The organism is Bacillota bacterium (assembly GCA_040757205.1).
Lineage (GTDB): Bacteria > Bacillota > Desulfotomaculia > Desulfotomaculales > Desulforudaceae > Desulforudis.
Genome location: JBFLXL010000010.1, coordinates 46518 through 61258, shown reverse-complemented (window position 1 = coordinate 61258; position 14741 = coordinate 46518). Strand labels below are relative to the sequence as shown.

The window sequence follows — 14741 nt, the reverse complement described above, 5'->3', positions numbered from 1 at the left end:
AAGTGAGGCCGGGAATGATCTTGATTCTTGGCGGCGCCAGGAGCGGCAAAAGCCGCTTGGCCTTGGACATGGCCCACCGTGAGTCCGGCCGCGTGCTTTTCGTCGCGACCGCTGAACCGCGGGATCCGGAAATGCGGGCGCGCATCGAAGCCCACCGCCGGGAACGGCCTGCGGATTGGCACCTGCTGGAGACTCCGCTTAGGGTGGGGCAGAATCTGGCCGGGCATCTCGACGGTGTGCAAACCGTGATCGTGGATTGCATGTCGATGCTTGTGGCCAACGTCTTACTGTCCGGCCCGGCGGTCACGGTTGCCGGTTTGGAGCCGGACGCCGGCCTGGAAGCGGTGCGCCGGGAAATAGGGGAAATCGTGCGGATCCCGGGAGAGCACCGGGTCTGCTGCATTGTGGTCTCCAACGAGGTCGGAATGGGAATTGTCCCGGACAACGCCTTGGCCCGCCGCTACCGGGACGCTCTGGGGGTGGCCAATCAGTTGCTGGCGCGGGAGGCGGAAGAGGTTTTCCTGATGGTGGCCGGTATCCCGCTTCTGATCAAGACGGGATCTTGAGCGCATCAAGGCAAGGTCCGGGAGTTCCGCGCCTGGCTGGCGACCTGGCGGTTCACGCACTAACCCGTCCCCCGTGGCGCCGGAGCCCGTTTGAACTACAAGTCCCAGCCCGCCGCCCGGCTTCGGGAGCCGGTTTGTGTTTCCAGTGGGTATTTGCTATGCTGAAGGCTGGGCGGATAAACCGGCGCCACCACAAGCAGGAGTTGGTTTGAGGGTGGACGTGCCGGTCTGGCCGTTTGTTTTTCCGCTGTTGGTGATTGCGCCGTTGAGCATATGGTTTGCCGCCAGATGGCCGGGTATACGATGAGAACTTTCATCATAACCAGTGAAAATGCAGGAAAGGGAACCGGGCGGGGTGAAAAACCCTACCCAGTAACATTTTTTGGAGGCGGGAAACAAATGGACATCCTGTCCCTCATCGGCAATACGCCGCTGGTTGAATTGAAGACCTTGAGCCCGAAGCCCGGGATGAAAATCCTGGCGAAGATGGAAGGCTGCAATCCAGGGGGTTCCGTCAAGGACCGTCCGGCCTACTACATGCTGAAGAAAGCCGAGGAGGCGGGACGGCTTGTTCCGGGCCAGACCATCCTGGAGCCGACGTCCGGCAACACCGGGATCGCCCTCGCGATGATCGGGGCGGCCAAGGGCTACCACACCAAGCTGGTGATGCCGGCGTGCGTCAGCGTGGAGCGCTGCCGGATGCTGGAGGCGTTCGGCGCGGAAACCATCCTGACCCCGGCGGAAGAAGGCACGGACGGGGCCATCAGGAGGGCGCTCCAGATGGCCGCCGCAGAGCCGGAGCGGTACTTCATGCTCAACCAGTTCGAAAACGCCAACAATCCGCTGGCCCACTACGAGACCACCGGTCCGGAGATCTACGGCCAGACAGATGGTGCGGTCGACGCGGTGGTCGCCGGCATGGGCACGACCGGCACCCTGATGGGGGTGGCGCGTTACCTGCGGGAGAAGAAGCCCGCGGCCCGGGTGGTCGGCGTGGAGCCGGTCATGGGCCACGCCATTCAGGGGCTGAAAAACATGCAGGAGGCGATCGTGCCGGGCATCTATCAGCCTGAGGCCTTGGACGGCAAGGTAACGGTGCTGGACGACGACGCGTTCGCCATGGCGCGGCTTTTAGCCACCAGGCTCGGGATCTTCGTGGGGATGTCCAGCGGCGCCGCGGTGGTCGGGGCGCTCAAGGTCGCGGAGGAGATGGATTCGGGCACCGTGGTGGTCATCCTGCCGGACCGCGGGGAGCGGTACTTGAGCACCACGCTCTTTCGTTCCATCTGCGCCAAGTGCTCCCCCTAACAGGGTCAGACCGCAAAACTTCAAGAAACGCCCTGGACAAGGGTCAGGACTGACGCAAGGCCTTTATAACGAGAGCCATATCAAGGTTTCCAGGGACTGGTGCGAGATAATTCCCCCGCTGTTGCGGCCATTTTTCGCGCGTCAGTCCTGAACGCCCGAGACAACGGTCCAGGCCTTGGGCTTCATGTGGTAAAATACCGGGAGGGGGATCGAATATGAGTATGCGTGAACTGGCGCCACGGGTGCGGGAAGCGTCCATCAGGCTGGCCGGTACGCCAGCGGAAATGAAGGACAACGCCCTGGCCCGCATCGCCGCGGCCCTGGAGGAACGCAAGGCGGAAATTTCGGCCGCCAACCGCAAAGACCTGGAAAGGTCGAAGGCGGAGAATCTCCCGGCGCCCTTGCTGAAAAGGCTGGCCTTTGACGAGGCCAAGATCCGGGACGCGGTCGACGGCGTAAAAAGCCTGATCAGCCTGGACGACCCGGTCGGCCGGACCCTTCTTTCCACCGAGCTGGACGAGGGTTTGGAGCTTTACAAGGTGACCTGTCCGATCGGGGTTATCGGGGTCATTTTTGAGTCGCGGCCGGACGCGCTGGTGCAGATTTCGACGCTTGGCCTCAAGAGCGGCAACGCCGTGCTGCTCAAAGGCGGCTCCGAAGCCAAGGAAACCAACCGGATTCTGGCCGAGGTCATTACCAAGGCGGCGGACGAAGCCGGCATTGCCCGAGACTGGCTTGCGCTGCTGGAAACGCGTGACGACGTCAGCGAGATGCTGAAGATGGACGAGTACATCGACCTCGTAATCCCGCGGGGTTCCAATGAGTTCGTCCGGTACATCATGGATAATTCGCGCATCCCGGTGCTGGGCCACGCGGACGGCATCTGCCATTGCTATGTTGATGAGGGCGCGGACCTGGACATGGCGGTCAGGATCGTGGTGGACGCCAAGACCCAGTATGTGGCCGTATGCAACGCGACGGAGACGCTTTTGGTCCACGAAAAGGCGGCTCGCGAGTTTTTGCCGGCCCTGCGGCAAACACTTGGGGACCGGGTGGAGCTTTTAGGATGTCCCCGAACCCGCGCGGTTATTCCCGCCGCCCCCGCTGCGGAAGAGGACTGGAGGACCGAATACCTGGACTACAAACTTTCCGTCAAAGTGGTCTCGGGGCTGGATGAAGCGATCGAGCACATCAACAGGTACGGGTCCGGCCACACCGACAGCATCATCACCCGCGACCGGGAGAGGGCGGCCCGGTTCATGGACTACGTCGACGCGGGCAACGTCTTCTGGAACTGTTCCACGCGCTTCAGTGACGGCTTCCGCTACGGGTTTGGGGCCGAGGTGGGCATCAGCACCGGGAAGATCCACTCCCGGGGTCCGGTCGGCCTGGACGGGCTGGTCATCTACAAATACAAACTGATCGGGGACGGCCATATCGTGGCGGACTACGCCGGCCGCGCCAGGAGCTTCAAGCACAAAAAGATGGACCGGCAATTCCCGTTATAGTCCAAAAGGCGTGTTGCGGCGAAGATCTTGGGCGTAATGGACTGATTAGGAAGGACCCCCTTTAACGGTCTGACCCCGGGGTTAGCGGGTGTACTTGAAGAACTCCATGAACAGGGCGGCGATGCCCGCCGCCATCAGGGGCCCCACCGGCATTCCGCCCAGGAAGAGAATCCCAAAGATAGACCCAAAAACAAGACCGAAGATGATCGCCGGGTCGGCCTGCATCATCTGCAGGCCCTGGCTGTTGAGGTGGGTGGCCAGGGCGCCGCCCAGGATGGCCAAAAGCCCCGGAACGGAGGTTAAGTTGTAGATGATGTCGTGCGTACTGATTCTGCCGTTGGCCAGCGGCACCATGATGGTGAGCAGCAGGATCAGGAGGCCTAGTTCCAGCCCCTTTTGTTCCAGGAAGTTGAAAGCCGGGTCGAACCTGGCCAGCTTGATGAACAGCAGTATGCAGGCGGCGGCGGCCAGCAGGTGCGATTTGGCCAGGACACCGGCCACCAACAGCGCCGCCAGAATCAATTCGGAGGTCACGGGCATCGCCTGCCGTTTGGGTGGTCAGCGGTCAGTGGTCGGTGGTCAGTGGACCCACTAACGTGGGTACCCCGTGGTCAGTGGTCGGGCCGGCGAATGAAGACTGACGGCCGCTAACCGACGACCGACGCCTGACGACCGACACCCGACGACCGATGACCTTTTTGCCAGGCTATGCGGCCGCAAACCCCATTATTACCGCATTAGACCGTTTGCTGGTAGCAGTGGCGCAGCGTATCGCCCCTTAAGCCCACGCGCAGCGCTTCCAGCGACAGGAGTTCCTGCGGGGCGATATTGCCCAGGTTCACGTCCGGCCCAAACTTGACGACCAGTTCTTCCTGCTGATCCTTGAGGGGCGCCTCCCAGATAATCAGGTTCCGGTCCTCCACGCATTCCAGGAAAATGGCCAGCAGCTCCTCGCGCACGCGGCCGTTGCCGTCATAGACCGTCACGTCCCGCCCGAATTCCCGGCCCTCCACGATCACCCAACTCGCGCCGGCCTTGAGGTCCAGTTTGGCCTGCCGGGCGAGGTCGAGGCAGTTCGGGTGACCGTGTTTCTTGCCCACCTCGGACAGGACCTTGAAACCGTTTTCCAGCGCCAGGGTGATCGCTTCACGGCGTACGTCCGGATCCAGAAATAGGGTGCCGTCCGACACCTCGACGGCGGTGAACCCCAGCTGCTTAGCGGCGCGCAGGAAGGGGGAAAGCCTCCCCTGGGCAATGGCCACTTCCATGAAGGTGCCCCCGGGATAGATATCGATACCATACCGCCGAACCAGGTTGATCTTTTCCTGGAGAATGCCGTCGCCGTACAGGGCGGAGGTCCCAAACCCCAGTTTCAAAATATCCACGTGGTCCCCGGCGATATCCAGCAGGTCCTTGGTCTCACCGAGCCCCAGGCCCTTGTCCAGCACCATGGTCAGGCCCCTGGTCCTGGGTTTTCTACTCCGGCCCGTGAGCGGAAAAGCGACCATCTCCCGCCAGTTCTCCATTCTGCCAGCTCCTTTCGCCGAATGCGCCAAAACAGTGTATTCCGGCGGCTCTTTTCGATGGTTTGGGTGTAATGTATGCATAATACTGGGAAGTTGTGACCTCGGGAACGGCGCCTCCCTGTGATTCTATGCGCAAGCCGCGGGTAGAACTGAGGAGACAAATGCCCACGCCTTCGGCGGCGGCCCCAGCGGGAGGATGAAAATACCCCTCACCCTGACCCTCTCCCAGAGGGAGAGGGGATTTTCAGAGGAGCGTTCGTCCGGTAACGGTTTTATTCGCCCTCTCTTGTTCTGAATCAGGCGGAGTCGGGGTTCTGCCGGAGCAGCCTGGTGCGGACGAAAATCAGAAAAACGATACCGGCGGCGGCCGCGCCCCCGGCCACGATCCAGCTCATCGGGCGCGTGCCCAGGTCCATCAAGAGGGCGAAGACGGCCGGGCCGGCGGCGACGCCGAAAAACCGCACTCCGCCGTAAAGGGAGGTGATCAGGCCGCGCTTGGTCACATCCACGCTGCTGGTGATCAGGGTGGTCAGGCACGGCAGGATCAGCCCCACCCCGATCCCGATGAACGAGATGGAGGTGAAGAAGAGGTAGGTGTTCTCGGAAAGCGGCATCACCACCAGCGCCGCCGTGATCAGCCCGAGGCCGGTCACGGTCAAAAACTTCATCAGGGTCACCCGGCGTTTGATCACCGTCCCGGTGATGAAGGAGGTCACCGACATGAACAGCACCGGAATGGCCAGGAGCAGGCCCTTGATGATCAGGGACAGCTGGAAACGGTCCTCCAGGTGTTCGGAGAGGAAGAACAGGATCCCGAACAGGACGAACAGGGCCAGCGCCCCGGCGAGGAAACAGGAGAGCAAAAGGGGCGTCTTCTTCGCGAACACCTTCAGGATGTCCTGGAAATACTGACCTGGCGGCTGCGGTTGTTTCTCTTTTTTCGGTTCTTTCACGGCGAGCCAGACGGCCACCGCCGAGAGGGCCGTCAAGCCCGGAAACACGAAAAAGGGCGCGAACCAGATGATCAGCCCCACGGCCGCGCCGAGCACCGGGCTGATCACTTTCCCGAAGCCGTTGGCCGCCTCGATCACCCCCAGAGCCGGACCGCGCTCCTGTCCTTTGAAGATGTCCCCGGTCAGCGCCATGGCGATGGGCGCGGTGCCGGCGGCGCCGATGCCCTGCAGGATCCGGCCCGCGATGATGAGCGCGTACGTCGGGCCGGCGTCGATCAGGGCGGCCGCCCCGGCGACCAGGCCCCCGAGGCCGTACAAGATAAGCGCCGGGATGATGACGACCCGGCGGGTGAAGTAGTCGGAAAGAAAACCGGAAAGCGGAATCATCAGGCCGGCCGGCACCGAGAACATGGTAATCACGAGGCTCGCCTGCAACGAAGTCAGATCGAGCGCCCGCTCCATATCCGGCAGAATCGGAATCAGCATCGAGTTGCCCAGGACCATTACGAAGGGCACGGAACTGAGTCCGGCCAGCATCACTTTCTGTCTGGTGTCCATCGCCCCTCCGCCTGGTAGTTAGTCTCCCACCGACCACCGACCACCGACCACCGACCACCGACCACCGCCGGTTAGTTTATCTCGGCCCCAAAAGCCATATACCCGTCCACGGCGGCATATAAACTCCTAACACGGTAAAATGGGGGTGGGCTCCCAGTGGATAAGATTGTGCTCGGGATGGCGGCGCTCCGGTTTATGTCGGCCACCATTGAGTTCTCGGCGGCCATGCTGATGCTCCACTTCGGCCGGGTGGAGACCGCCTTCAAGATCAACGCCGGCCTCGCGCTGGTCGGCCCCGCCATCATGATCACCGTGACCGCCTTTGGCCTGGCGGGCCTGGCCGGCAAGGTCGCCCCCGGCGGCCTGGTCCTGATCGTGGCCGGGGTCGGGCTGATCTTCCTGGGTCTCAAAAATATCTGAAAAATTGGCCGAAATGGACTTGACAGCCCCCGGAAAACAGGGTACAGTGTTTTAGAACAAGCCGCCTTTAAATCGGTCCAGAGAGACTGGTAAGGTAACATAGGTTTGACCCCGGCCCGCATGATCCGGGTACGGGGGGATTAGGCCTACTTGCCGACAGGTGGCGGGTAGGTTTTTTGCGTCGGGGGAGGACGAACAGTGATGGGGCATCCGGGCTTTCGCGAAAAGGCGACCATCCTCGACCGTGACGGCATCCGCCGCGCGCTGACCAGGATTGCGCACGAGATCATCGAGAAGAACCAGGGCGTGCAAAACCTCGCCCTGATCGGCATCCGGCGCCGCGGCGTGCCGCTGGCCCTCCGGCTGGCCGAAAAGATCGGGCAGATCGAAGGCGCCCAAGTTCCGGTGGGGTTTCTGGACATCACCCTCTACCGTGACGACCTGACCAGGCTCGGTCCGCAGCCGCAGCTCTCCCGGACCGAGGTGCCCTTCCCGGTTACCGACCGCACGGTGATCCTGGTGGACGACGTGCTCTACACCGGGCGGACGGTGCGGGCGGCGCTGGACGCGATTATGGATCTGGGCCGCCCCCGGGCGATACAACTGGCCGCCCTGATCGACCGGGGACACCGGGAGTTGCCCATCAGGGCCGACTACGTGGGCAAGAACGTGCCCACCTCGTCCCGGGAGATCATCTCGGTCCAGCTTGAGGACACCGACGGCCAAGAACAAGTGGTGATCCAGGAGACAGGATGACGACAGCCCCCATAAATGGTTTCCCTTTAAGAACGGTCCGGAGAGGCCGGCAAGGGAAGGAAAGAGGTGCCAACCAAACGTGCCGGCCTCTCCACGCGGAGAGGCCTTTTTAGTTGGACGGCCCGCCGCGCTGCTGCTGCGGCGGAGGTTCAGGAAGAAAGTTTTTAGGTTACTGGTCTTGGCCCTTGACTTAATAAGGAGGGGGGATGCCGGATGCCGGTGCGACACCTGCTCGGGCTGGCGGATATGCCGGCCGCGGCGATCAACGAGTTCCTGGAAAACGCCCTCCCCATGAAGCAGATCATCAGCCGCGACATCAAGAAGGTGCCCACGCTCCGCGGCAAGACGGTGGTCACCCTGTTTTACGAACCGAGCACCCGGACCAGGATGTCGTTCGAGCTGGCCGCCAAGTACTTAAGTGCCGACACCGTCAACGTGTCCGCGTCCGCCTCGAGCATGGCCAAGGGGGAAAGCCTGGCGGACACCGCCCGGACCGTCGCCGCCCTGGGGGCCGACCTGGTGGTGCTCCGGCACCCAAGCGCGGGCGCGCCGCACCTCCTGGCGCGGATGGTCGACGTTCCGGTGGTGAATGCCGGCGACGGCATGCACGAGCACCCGACGCAGGCCCTCTTGGACCTCTTCACGCTCCGCGAGCGCCGGCCTGACCTGGAGGGCCTGAAACTGGTGATCATCGGCGACCTCCTGCACAGCCGCGTGGCGCGCTCCAACATCTGGTGCCTTCCCCGCTTCGGGGTGGACGTCCACCTGGTGGCGCCGCCCACCCTGGTCCCGGCCGGCCTCGCCGCGCTGGGGGTGACGGTGCACGACCGGCCCGAGGACGCCCTCCCGGGCGCGGGCGCGGTGATGGTCTTGCGCCTGCAGCGGGAACGCCAGCAAGAGGGCCTCATCCCGGACGTCCGGGAGTACGCGCGGCTCTACGCCCTAAACGGTGAGCGCATGGCCCTGGCCCGGCCGGACGCTTACGTGATGCACCCCGGCCCGATGAACCGGGGCATCGAAATCGCGCCCGACGTCGCCGACGGCGCGTGCGCCCTGATCACCGACCAGGTGACCAACGGGGTGGCGGTGCGGATGGCGGTGCTATACCTCCTGATGCTGGGGAGGGGTGACTGATGGAACTTCTGATCCGGAACGGCACGGTGGTCGACCCGGCCGCGGGGCGCACCTTTGAGTCCGACGTCCTGATCAAAGACGGCCGGGTGGCGGCGGTGGAGAAGAAGATCACCGCCCGGGGCGCGCGCGTTCTGGACGCCGCCGGAAAGCTGGTGACCCCCGGCCTGATCGATATGCACGTGCACCTGCGGGAGCCTGGCCAGGAGCACAAAGAGACGGTGGCGAGCGGCACGTGTGCGGCGGTGCACGGCGGCTTCACCGCCGTAGCGGCGATGCCCAACACCGACCCGGTGGCCGACCGCCCGGAGGTGATCCGGTATGTGTTGGAAAAGGCCCGGGAGGCCGGGCGGGCGCGGGTCTACCCCGTGGGGGCGCTCACCGTCGGCAGCCGGGGCAAAGAGTTGACCGAAATGGGCGCCCTGCGGGAGGCCGGGGCGGCGGCGTTCTCCGACGACGGCCGGCCGGTGGCCGACGCGCACGTGATGCGCCGGGCGCTGGAGTACGCCCGGATGTTGGGGGTGCCCGTGATCTCCCACTGCGAGGACCTTTCGCTGGCGGCCGGGGTGATGCACGAGGGCCTGGTCTCCACCATGCTCGGACTCAAAGGGACCCCCGCGGCCGCCGAGGACGTGGCGGTGGCGAGAGACCTCATCCTGGCCGAGATGACCGGCGGCCGGCTGCACGTGGCCCACGTGAGCACCGCCGGCGCTGTGCGCCTGATCCGCGAGGCCAAGGCCCGCGGCGTGCGGGTGACAGCCGAGGCCACGCCCCACCACTTCACCCTGACCGACCGGGCGGTGGCCGGGTTCGACACCAACGCCAAAGTGAACCCGCCGCTGCGCGCCGACGCCGACGTGGCCGCGGTGCGGGAAGGGCTGGCCGACGGCACCATCGACGTCATCGCCACCGACCACGCCCCCCACGCGGCACACGAAAAGGAAGTGGAGTTCGACCTGGCGCCGTTCGGGCTGGTGGGACTGGAGACGGCGGTCGGCCTGGTGTTCACCGAACTGGTCGCCGGCGGGGTCCTGGACGTCGTGACGGCGGTGGCCAAGCTCAGCATCAACCCGGCGCGCGTGCTGGGCCTCTCCCGGACGATCGCGCCGGGGGCCGTGGCCGACCTCACCGTCATCGATCCGGACGCGGCCTGGACGGTGAACCGGGCGGAGCTGGTGAGCAAGAGCAAGAACACGCCGTTTCACGGCTTCAAGCTAAAAGGGCTGCCCTGCGCCACCATCGTCGGCGGGGAGGTCCACCTGGCGGCCAGAGGTTAGGGGAGCGTGCTTCGATGGTGTACTCGGGCATTACCGGAGGTCACATTGGGAGCCTATTCAAAGAACGCAGCGAGCCGAGGAAGAGCGGCGGCCGACTGTTCGAGCCCGTGTGAACGGGCGAGTTTCGGCGCCGCCCGAGGCGAGCGAGTTCATTCCTTAGTGCGGACACAGTGACCGGAGGTAATGCCCGAGTACACCAAAACAAATGAATAAGTTTCGACGCGGGCCGCTTTCAAGGGCGGGCGCGAATACCAAGCGGAGGTGTGGCATTTGCAGGCGGTGCTGGCTTTGGAGGACGGAACCTGGTACTACGGCCGGGCGTTCGGTGCCGGCGGCGAGAACTGGGGGGAGGTGGTCTTCAACACCGGAATGACCGGCTACGAGGGAGTCCTCACCGACCCGTCCTACTGCGGGCAGATTGTGGTCATGACCTACCCTCTGGTGGGCAACTACGGCATCAACACCGAGGACTTCGAGTCCAAGGGCAGTTTTGTGCGCGGCTTCGTGGTCCGCGAGGCCTGCGACCGGCCGAGCAACTGGAAATCCGGCGGTACGCTGGCGGAGTTTTTGGCCAACGAGGGGGTCATCGGCCTGGCCGGGGTGGACACCCGCGCCCTGACCCGGCGGCTGCGCGACAAGGGAACGATGCGCGGCATCATCAGCACCGAGACCGCCGAACCGGAGGCCCTAGTCGAGAAAGCCCGTTCCTGCCCTGATTTCAGCGCACAGGACTTCATCCCCACGGTGGCGGCGAAAGAAATCGTGCGCTACGACGGCGGTGACCCGGTGCTGGCCCTCATCGACCTCGGCGCCAAGCAGAACATCGTCCGCTGCCTGCAGCGGCGCGGCTGCACGGTGGTCGTGTTCCCGCCGGATGCGCCGCCCGCGGAGATCCTGGCCCAAAACCCCGCCGGGGTGGTGATCTCCAACGGGCCGGGCGACCCGGTCCGGGCGGTGTCCGCCATCGCCGCCGTGCGCGAGCTGGCCGGCAAAAAGCCGCTTTTCGGGATCTGCCTCGGGCACCAGGTGCTGGCGCTCGCCCTGGGGGCGCGCACCTACAAGCTGAAGTTCGGGCACCGCGGTGCGAACCACCCGGTGAAAGACCTGGCTACCGGCAAGGTGTACATCAGCTCCCACAACCACGGGTTTTCTGTCGCGGAGGAAACGCTCGCGCCCGCGGGCCTGGTGATTACGCACCGCAACCTCAACGACGGCACGGTGGAGGGCTTCCGCCACCGGGAACTGCCGGTGATGTCGGTCCAGTACCACCCGGAGGCCGGGCCGGGCCCCCACGACTCCGAGTATCTTTTTGACGAGTTTCTGAAACTGATCGGCCGGGAGGGGAACTAAATGCCGAAGGACAAAGCGCTCAAGAAAGTAATGGTCATCGGTTCCGGCCCGATCATCATCGGCCAGGCGGCCGAGTTCGACTACGCCGGGACCCAGGCCTGCCGCGCCCTGCGCGAGGAAGACCTGGAAGTGGTGCTCATCAACTCCAACCCGGCCACCATCATGACCGATGCCAACATGGCCGACCGGATCTACATCGAGCCGCTTACCCCGGAATTCGTGGCCAAGGTCATCCGCCAGGAAAGGCCGGACGCGCTGCTGCCCACGCTGGGCGGGCAAACCGGCTTAAACCTGGCCAAACAGGTGGCGGATGCGGGTGTGCTGGACCAGTACGGGGTAAGGCTTTTGGGCACCCCGCTCGAGTCCATCAAGCGCGCCGAGGACCGGGAGCATTTCCGGAACATGTGCCTGGCGATCGGCGAGCCGATCCCGGAAAGCGTCATCGTCTCCGAGGTGGACACCGCCGTGGCCTTCGCCCGGGAGATCGGCTACCCGGTGGTGGTCCGCCCGGCTTACACCCTGGGCGGCACCGGGGGCGGGGTCGCCTTTTCCGAGGATGAACTGCGGGACATCGCCAACCGCGGGCTGACCATGAGCATCATCCACCAGGCCCTGGTGGAGCGGTGCGTGCTCGGCTGGAAAGAGATCGAGTACGAGGTCATGCGCGACGGCGCCGACAACTGCATCACCATCTGCAACATGGAAAACATCGACCCGATGGGCATCCACACCGGGGACAGCATCGTGGTCGCCCCCACCCAGACCTTGAGCGACCGGGAGCACCAGATGTTGCGCAGCGCCTCGCTGAAGATCATCCGCGCCCTCGGGGTGGAAGGCGGCTGCAACGTCCAGTTCGCCCTGGACCCGGAAAGCTACAACTACTACGTGATCGAGGTGAACCCGCGCCTGTCGCGCTCCTCGGCTTTGGCGTCCAAGGCCACCGGCTACCCCATCGCCAAGGTGGCCACCAAGGTGGCGGTCGGCCTGACCCTGGACGAGATCAAAAACGCGGTCACCGGCAAGACCTACGCCTGCTTCGAGCCGGCGCTGGACTACGTGGTCGTGAAGTACCCGCGCTGGCCGTTCGACAAATTTTCCTTCGCCAACCGGAACCTCGGCACCCAGATGAAGTCGACCGGCGAGGTGATGGCCATCGGCCGCACCTTCGAGGAGGCGCTCCTGAAGGCGGCGCGCTCCCTGGAGATCGGCGTTGCCGGCCTGCACATGCCCGAGCTGCAGCACCTCTCTAACGACCAGCTGCGCGCCCGGATGGCCAGGCCCGACGACATGCGCCTGTTCCTGGTGGCCGAGGCCCTGCGCCGGGGCTTCCCGGTGAGCGAGCTTTTTGAGCTTACCCGGATTGACCGGTTCTTCCTGGACAAGATTAAGAACATCACCGCCGCCGAGGACCTGGTGCGCGCCGCCCGACCCGACCCGACCCGACCCGACCCACTGGCGTGGGTGCCCCGTGCGGGTGATCCGGCGGGCGCGGGTGCCCCGGCTGACGCGGGTACCCCGGCGGGCGCGGGTGATCTGGCGGGCGCGGGTGCCCCGACCGGGCTGACGGCCGGGCTGCTGCGGCGCGCCAAGCGGGCCGGCCTCTCGGACAGCACCATCGCCGATTTGGCGGGCACCACCTCCCGGGAGGTCCACCGCCTGCGCCGGGAGCAGGGGGTGGAGCCGGTCTACAAGATGGTGGACACCTGCGCCGGGGAGTTCGAGGCCACCACGCCCTACTACTACTCCACCTACGAGGAGGAGGACGAGGCCGGGGTTCAGGACGTGCGCAAGGTGGTCGTGCTGGGTTCGGGTCCGATCCGGATCGGGCAGGGGATCGAGTTCGACTACTGCTCGGTGCACTCGGTCTGGGCCTTGAAAGAGCAGGGTATTCAGACGATCATCATCAACAATAACCCGGAGACGGTCAGCACCGACTTCGACACCGCCGACCGGCTGTACTTCGAGCCGCTGGTCCCGGAGGACGTGATGAACATCCTGCACAAGGAAAAACCCGAAGGGGTGATCGTACAGTTCGGCGGGCAGACGGCGATCAACCTGGCCCGCCCGGTGGAAAAGGCCGGTTTCAACATCCTGGGCACCGCGGTGGCCGACATCGACCGCGCCGAGGACCGGGAGCGGTTCGACCGGCTCGTGGGCGAACTCGGCATCCCGCGGCCGCCCGGGGGGACCGGCTTCTCGGTCGAGGAAGCGCAGCGGATCGCGGAGCAGGTGGGCTTTCCGGTTCTGGTCCGGCCGTCGTACGTCCTGGGCGGGCGGGCGATGGAGATCGTGTACAACTCGCAGGAGCTTTTGGAGTACATGGCGGACGCGGTGCGGGTGACCCCGAAGCACCCGGTGCTGGTCGACAAGTACCTACTGGGCAAGGAGCTGGAGGTCGACGCCGTCTGCGACGGCGAAACCGTCCTGGTGCCGGGCATCATGGAACACGTGGAGCGGGCCGGGGTGCACTCCGGGGACAGCATCGCGGTGTTCCCGCCGCAGAGCCTCACCCCGGAGATCAAGCAGCAGCTCTTCGACTACACGCAGCAGATCGCCCGGGCCTTGAGGATCCGGGGCCTGGTGAACATCCAGTTCGTCCTGCACAAGGGCCGGGTGTTCGTCCTGGAGGTGAACCCGCGCTCCAGCCGCACCGTGCCCTACCTGAGCAAGGTCACCGGCATCCCGATGGTGAACCTGGCGACCAGGATCTGCCTGGGGGCCACCCTGGCGGAGATGGGGTACCGGGGCGGCCTGTACGAGGAGACGCAGAACATCGCCGTGAAAGCGCCGGTGTTCTCCTTCGCGAAGCTCCTGGACGTGGACGTGTGTCTGGGTCCGGAAATGAAGTCCACCGGAGAAGTAATGGGCGTATCGAAAGACTACGCCCTGGCGCTCTACAAGGCCTGCCTCGCGGCCGGCTACTCGCTGCCCTCGAGCGGCAAAGCGGTGGTGACCATCGCCGACCGCGACAAGGACGAGGCGCTGCCGCTGGTCCGGAGCCTGGTCAACCTGGGGTTTGAGATCGTGGCCACCGAGGGCACGGCGGCCTTTTTGCGCAGCCGGGCGATCACCGTGGAGGTGGCCCGCAAAGTGCACGAAGGCTCCCCGAACCTCGTGGACCTGATCCGCGGGAATAAGATCCACCTGGTGGTGAACACCCTGACCAAGGGCAAGCTGACCACCCGCGACGGCTTCCGGATCCGACGGGCCGCGGTGGAGATGGGCGTCCCCTGCCTGACGTCGCTCGACACGGCCCGGGTGGTCATCGAGGTGATGCGGGCGCGCCAGCGGGGCGAGGCAATGCCCCTGATCCCGCTCCAGGAGTACGTCTCCTAAAAAACGAGATCCCAATCCGGTGCAACCGGCGGTTCGTCATTTTAGATAAGTC

Annotated in this window: 12 protein-coding genes; 9 read left to right on the top strand and 3 right to left on the bottom strand. The window is 64.8% G+C overall.

What is annotated here, in order from left to right; translation table 11 throughout:
- Positions 1-2: 2 nt before the first annotated feature.
- The 3 genes from cobU to AB1402_08230 all read left to right on the top strand — a co-directional run bounded on the left by cobU (position 3) and on the right by AB1402_08230 (position 3382).
- A complete protein-coding gene (gene cobU / locus AB1402_08240) occupies positions 3-566 on the top strand; it encodes a bifunctional adenosylcobinamide kinase/adenosylcobinamide-phosphate guanylyltransferase (protein ID MEW6541586.1) in 564 nt (187 codons plus the stop codon).
- Between the two features lie 399 nt (positions 567-965).
- Entirely contained in the window at positions 966-1874 is a 909-nt protein-coding gene (locus tag AB1402_08235) for a PLP-dependent cysteine synthase family protein (GenBank protein MEW6541585.1), read from the top strand.
- Positions 1875-2089: 215 nt separating this feature from the next.
- Positions 2090-3382 carry a glutamate-5-semialdehyde dehydrogenase gene (locus AB1402_08230; protein MEW6541584.1) on the top strand — a complete coding sequence of 431 codons (1293 nt, stop codon included), beginning with the start codon at positions 2090-2092 and terminating at the stop codon, positions 3380-3382.
- A gap of 81 nt (positions 3383-3463) precedes the next feature.
- On the opposite strand, the gene AB1402_08225 is transcribed toward AB1402_08230, so the two are convergent.
- From AB1402_08225 to AB1402_08215, 3 genes are all read right to left on the bottom strand, one after another.
- Positions 3464-3922, bottom strand: coding sequence for a DUF441 domain-containing protein (locus AB1402_08225; protein MEW6541583.1), 459 nt, complete (start codon positions 3920-3922; stop codon positions 3464-3466).
- Positions 3923-4119: 197 nt separating this feature from the next.
- Positions 4120-4908, bottom strand: coding sequence for a phosphosulfolactate synthase (locus tag AB1402_08220; GenBank protein MEW6541582.1), 789 nt, complete (start codon positions 4906-4908; stop codon positions 4120-4122).
- Between the two features lie 296 nt (positions 4909-5204).
- Positions 5205-6419: an MFS transporter gene (locus AB1402_08215; GenBank protein ID MEW6541581.1), complete on the bottom strand. Its 1215-nt coding sequence runs from the start codon at positions 6417-6419 to the stop codon at positions 5205-5207.
- Between the two features lie 177 nt (positions 6420-6596).
- Between AB1402_08215 and AB1402_08210 the strand changes: the two genes are divergently transcribed.
- From AB1402_08210 to carB, 6 genes are all read left to right on the top strand, one after another.
- Positions 6597-6839 (top strand): YqhV family protein, encoded by a 243-nt coding sequence (locus AB1402_08210; GenBank protein MEW6541580.1) that lies wholly within the window; start codon positions 6597-6599, stop codon positions 6837-6839.
- Between the two features lie 201 nt (positions 6840-7040).
- Positions 7041-7595: a bifunctional pyr operon transcriptional regulator/uracil phosphoribosyltransferase PyrR gene (gene pyrR / locus AB1402_08205; protein MEW6541579.1), complete on the top strand. Its 555-nt coding sequence runs from the start codon at positions 7041-7043 to the stop codon at positions 7593-7595.
- 213 nt (positions 7596-7808) lie between these two features.
- Positions 7809-8729 (top strand): aspartate carbamoyltransferase catalytic subunit, encoded by a 921-nt coding sequence (locus tag AB1402_08200; GenBank protein MEW6541578.1) that lies wholly within the window; start codon positions 7809-7811, stop codon positions 8727-8729.
- Positions 8729-10003 (top strand): dihydroorotase, encoded by a 1275-nt coding sequence (locus AB1402_08195; GenBank protein ID MEW6541577.1) that lies wholly within the window; start codon positions 8729-8731, stop codon positions 10001-10003. Before AB1402_08200 ends, AB1402_08195 begins: the two co-directional genes overlap by 1 nt.
- Before the next feature lie 270 nt (positions 10004-10273).
- Complete coding sequence (gene carA, locus AB1402_08190) at positions 10274-11353, top strand: glutamine-hydrolyzing carbamoyl-phosphate synthase small subunit (GenBank protein MEW6541576.1); 1080 nt, start codon at positions 10274-10276, stop codon at positions 11351-11353.
- The gene (gene carB, locus AB1402_08185; protein ID MEW6541575.1) at positions 11354-14689 is read left to right on the top strand and encodes a carbamoyl-phosphate synthase large subunit; all 3336 of its coding nucleotides are present in this window, start codon (positions 11354-11356) and stop codon (positions 14687-14689) included.
- Positions 14690-14741: the final 52 nt, after the last annotated feature.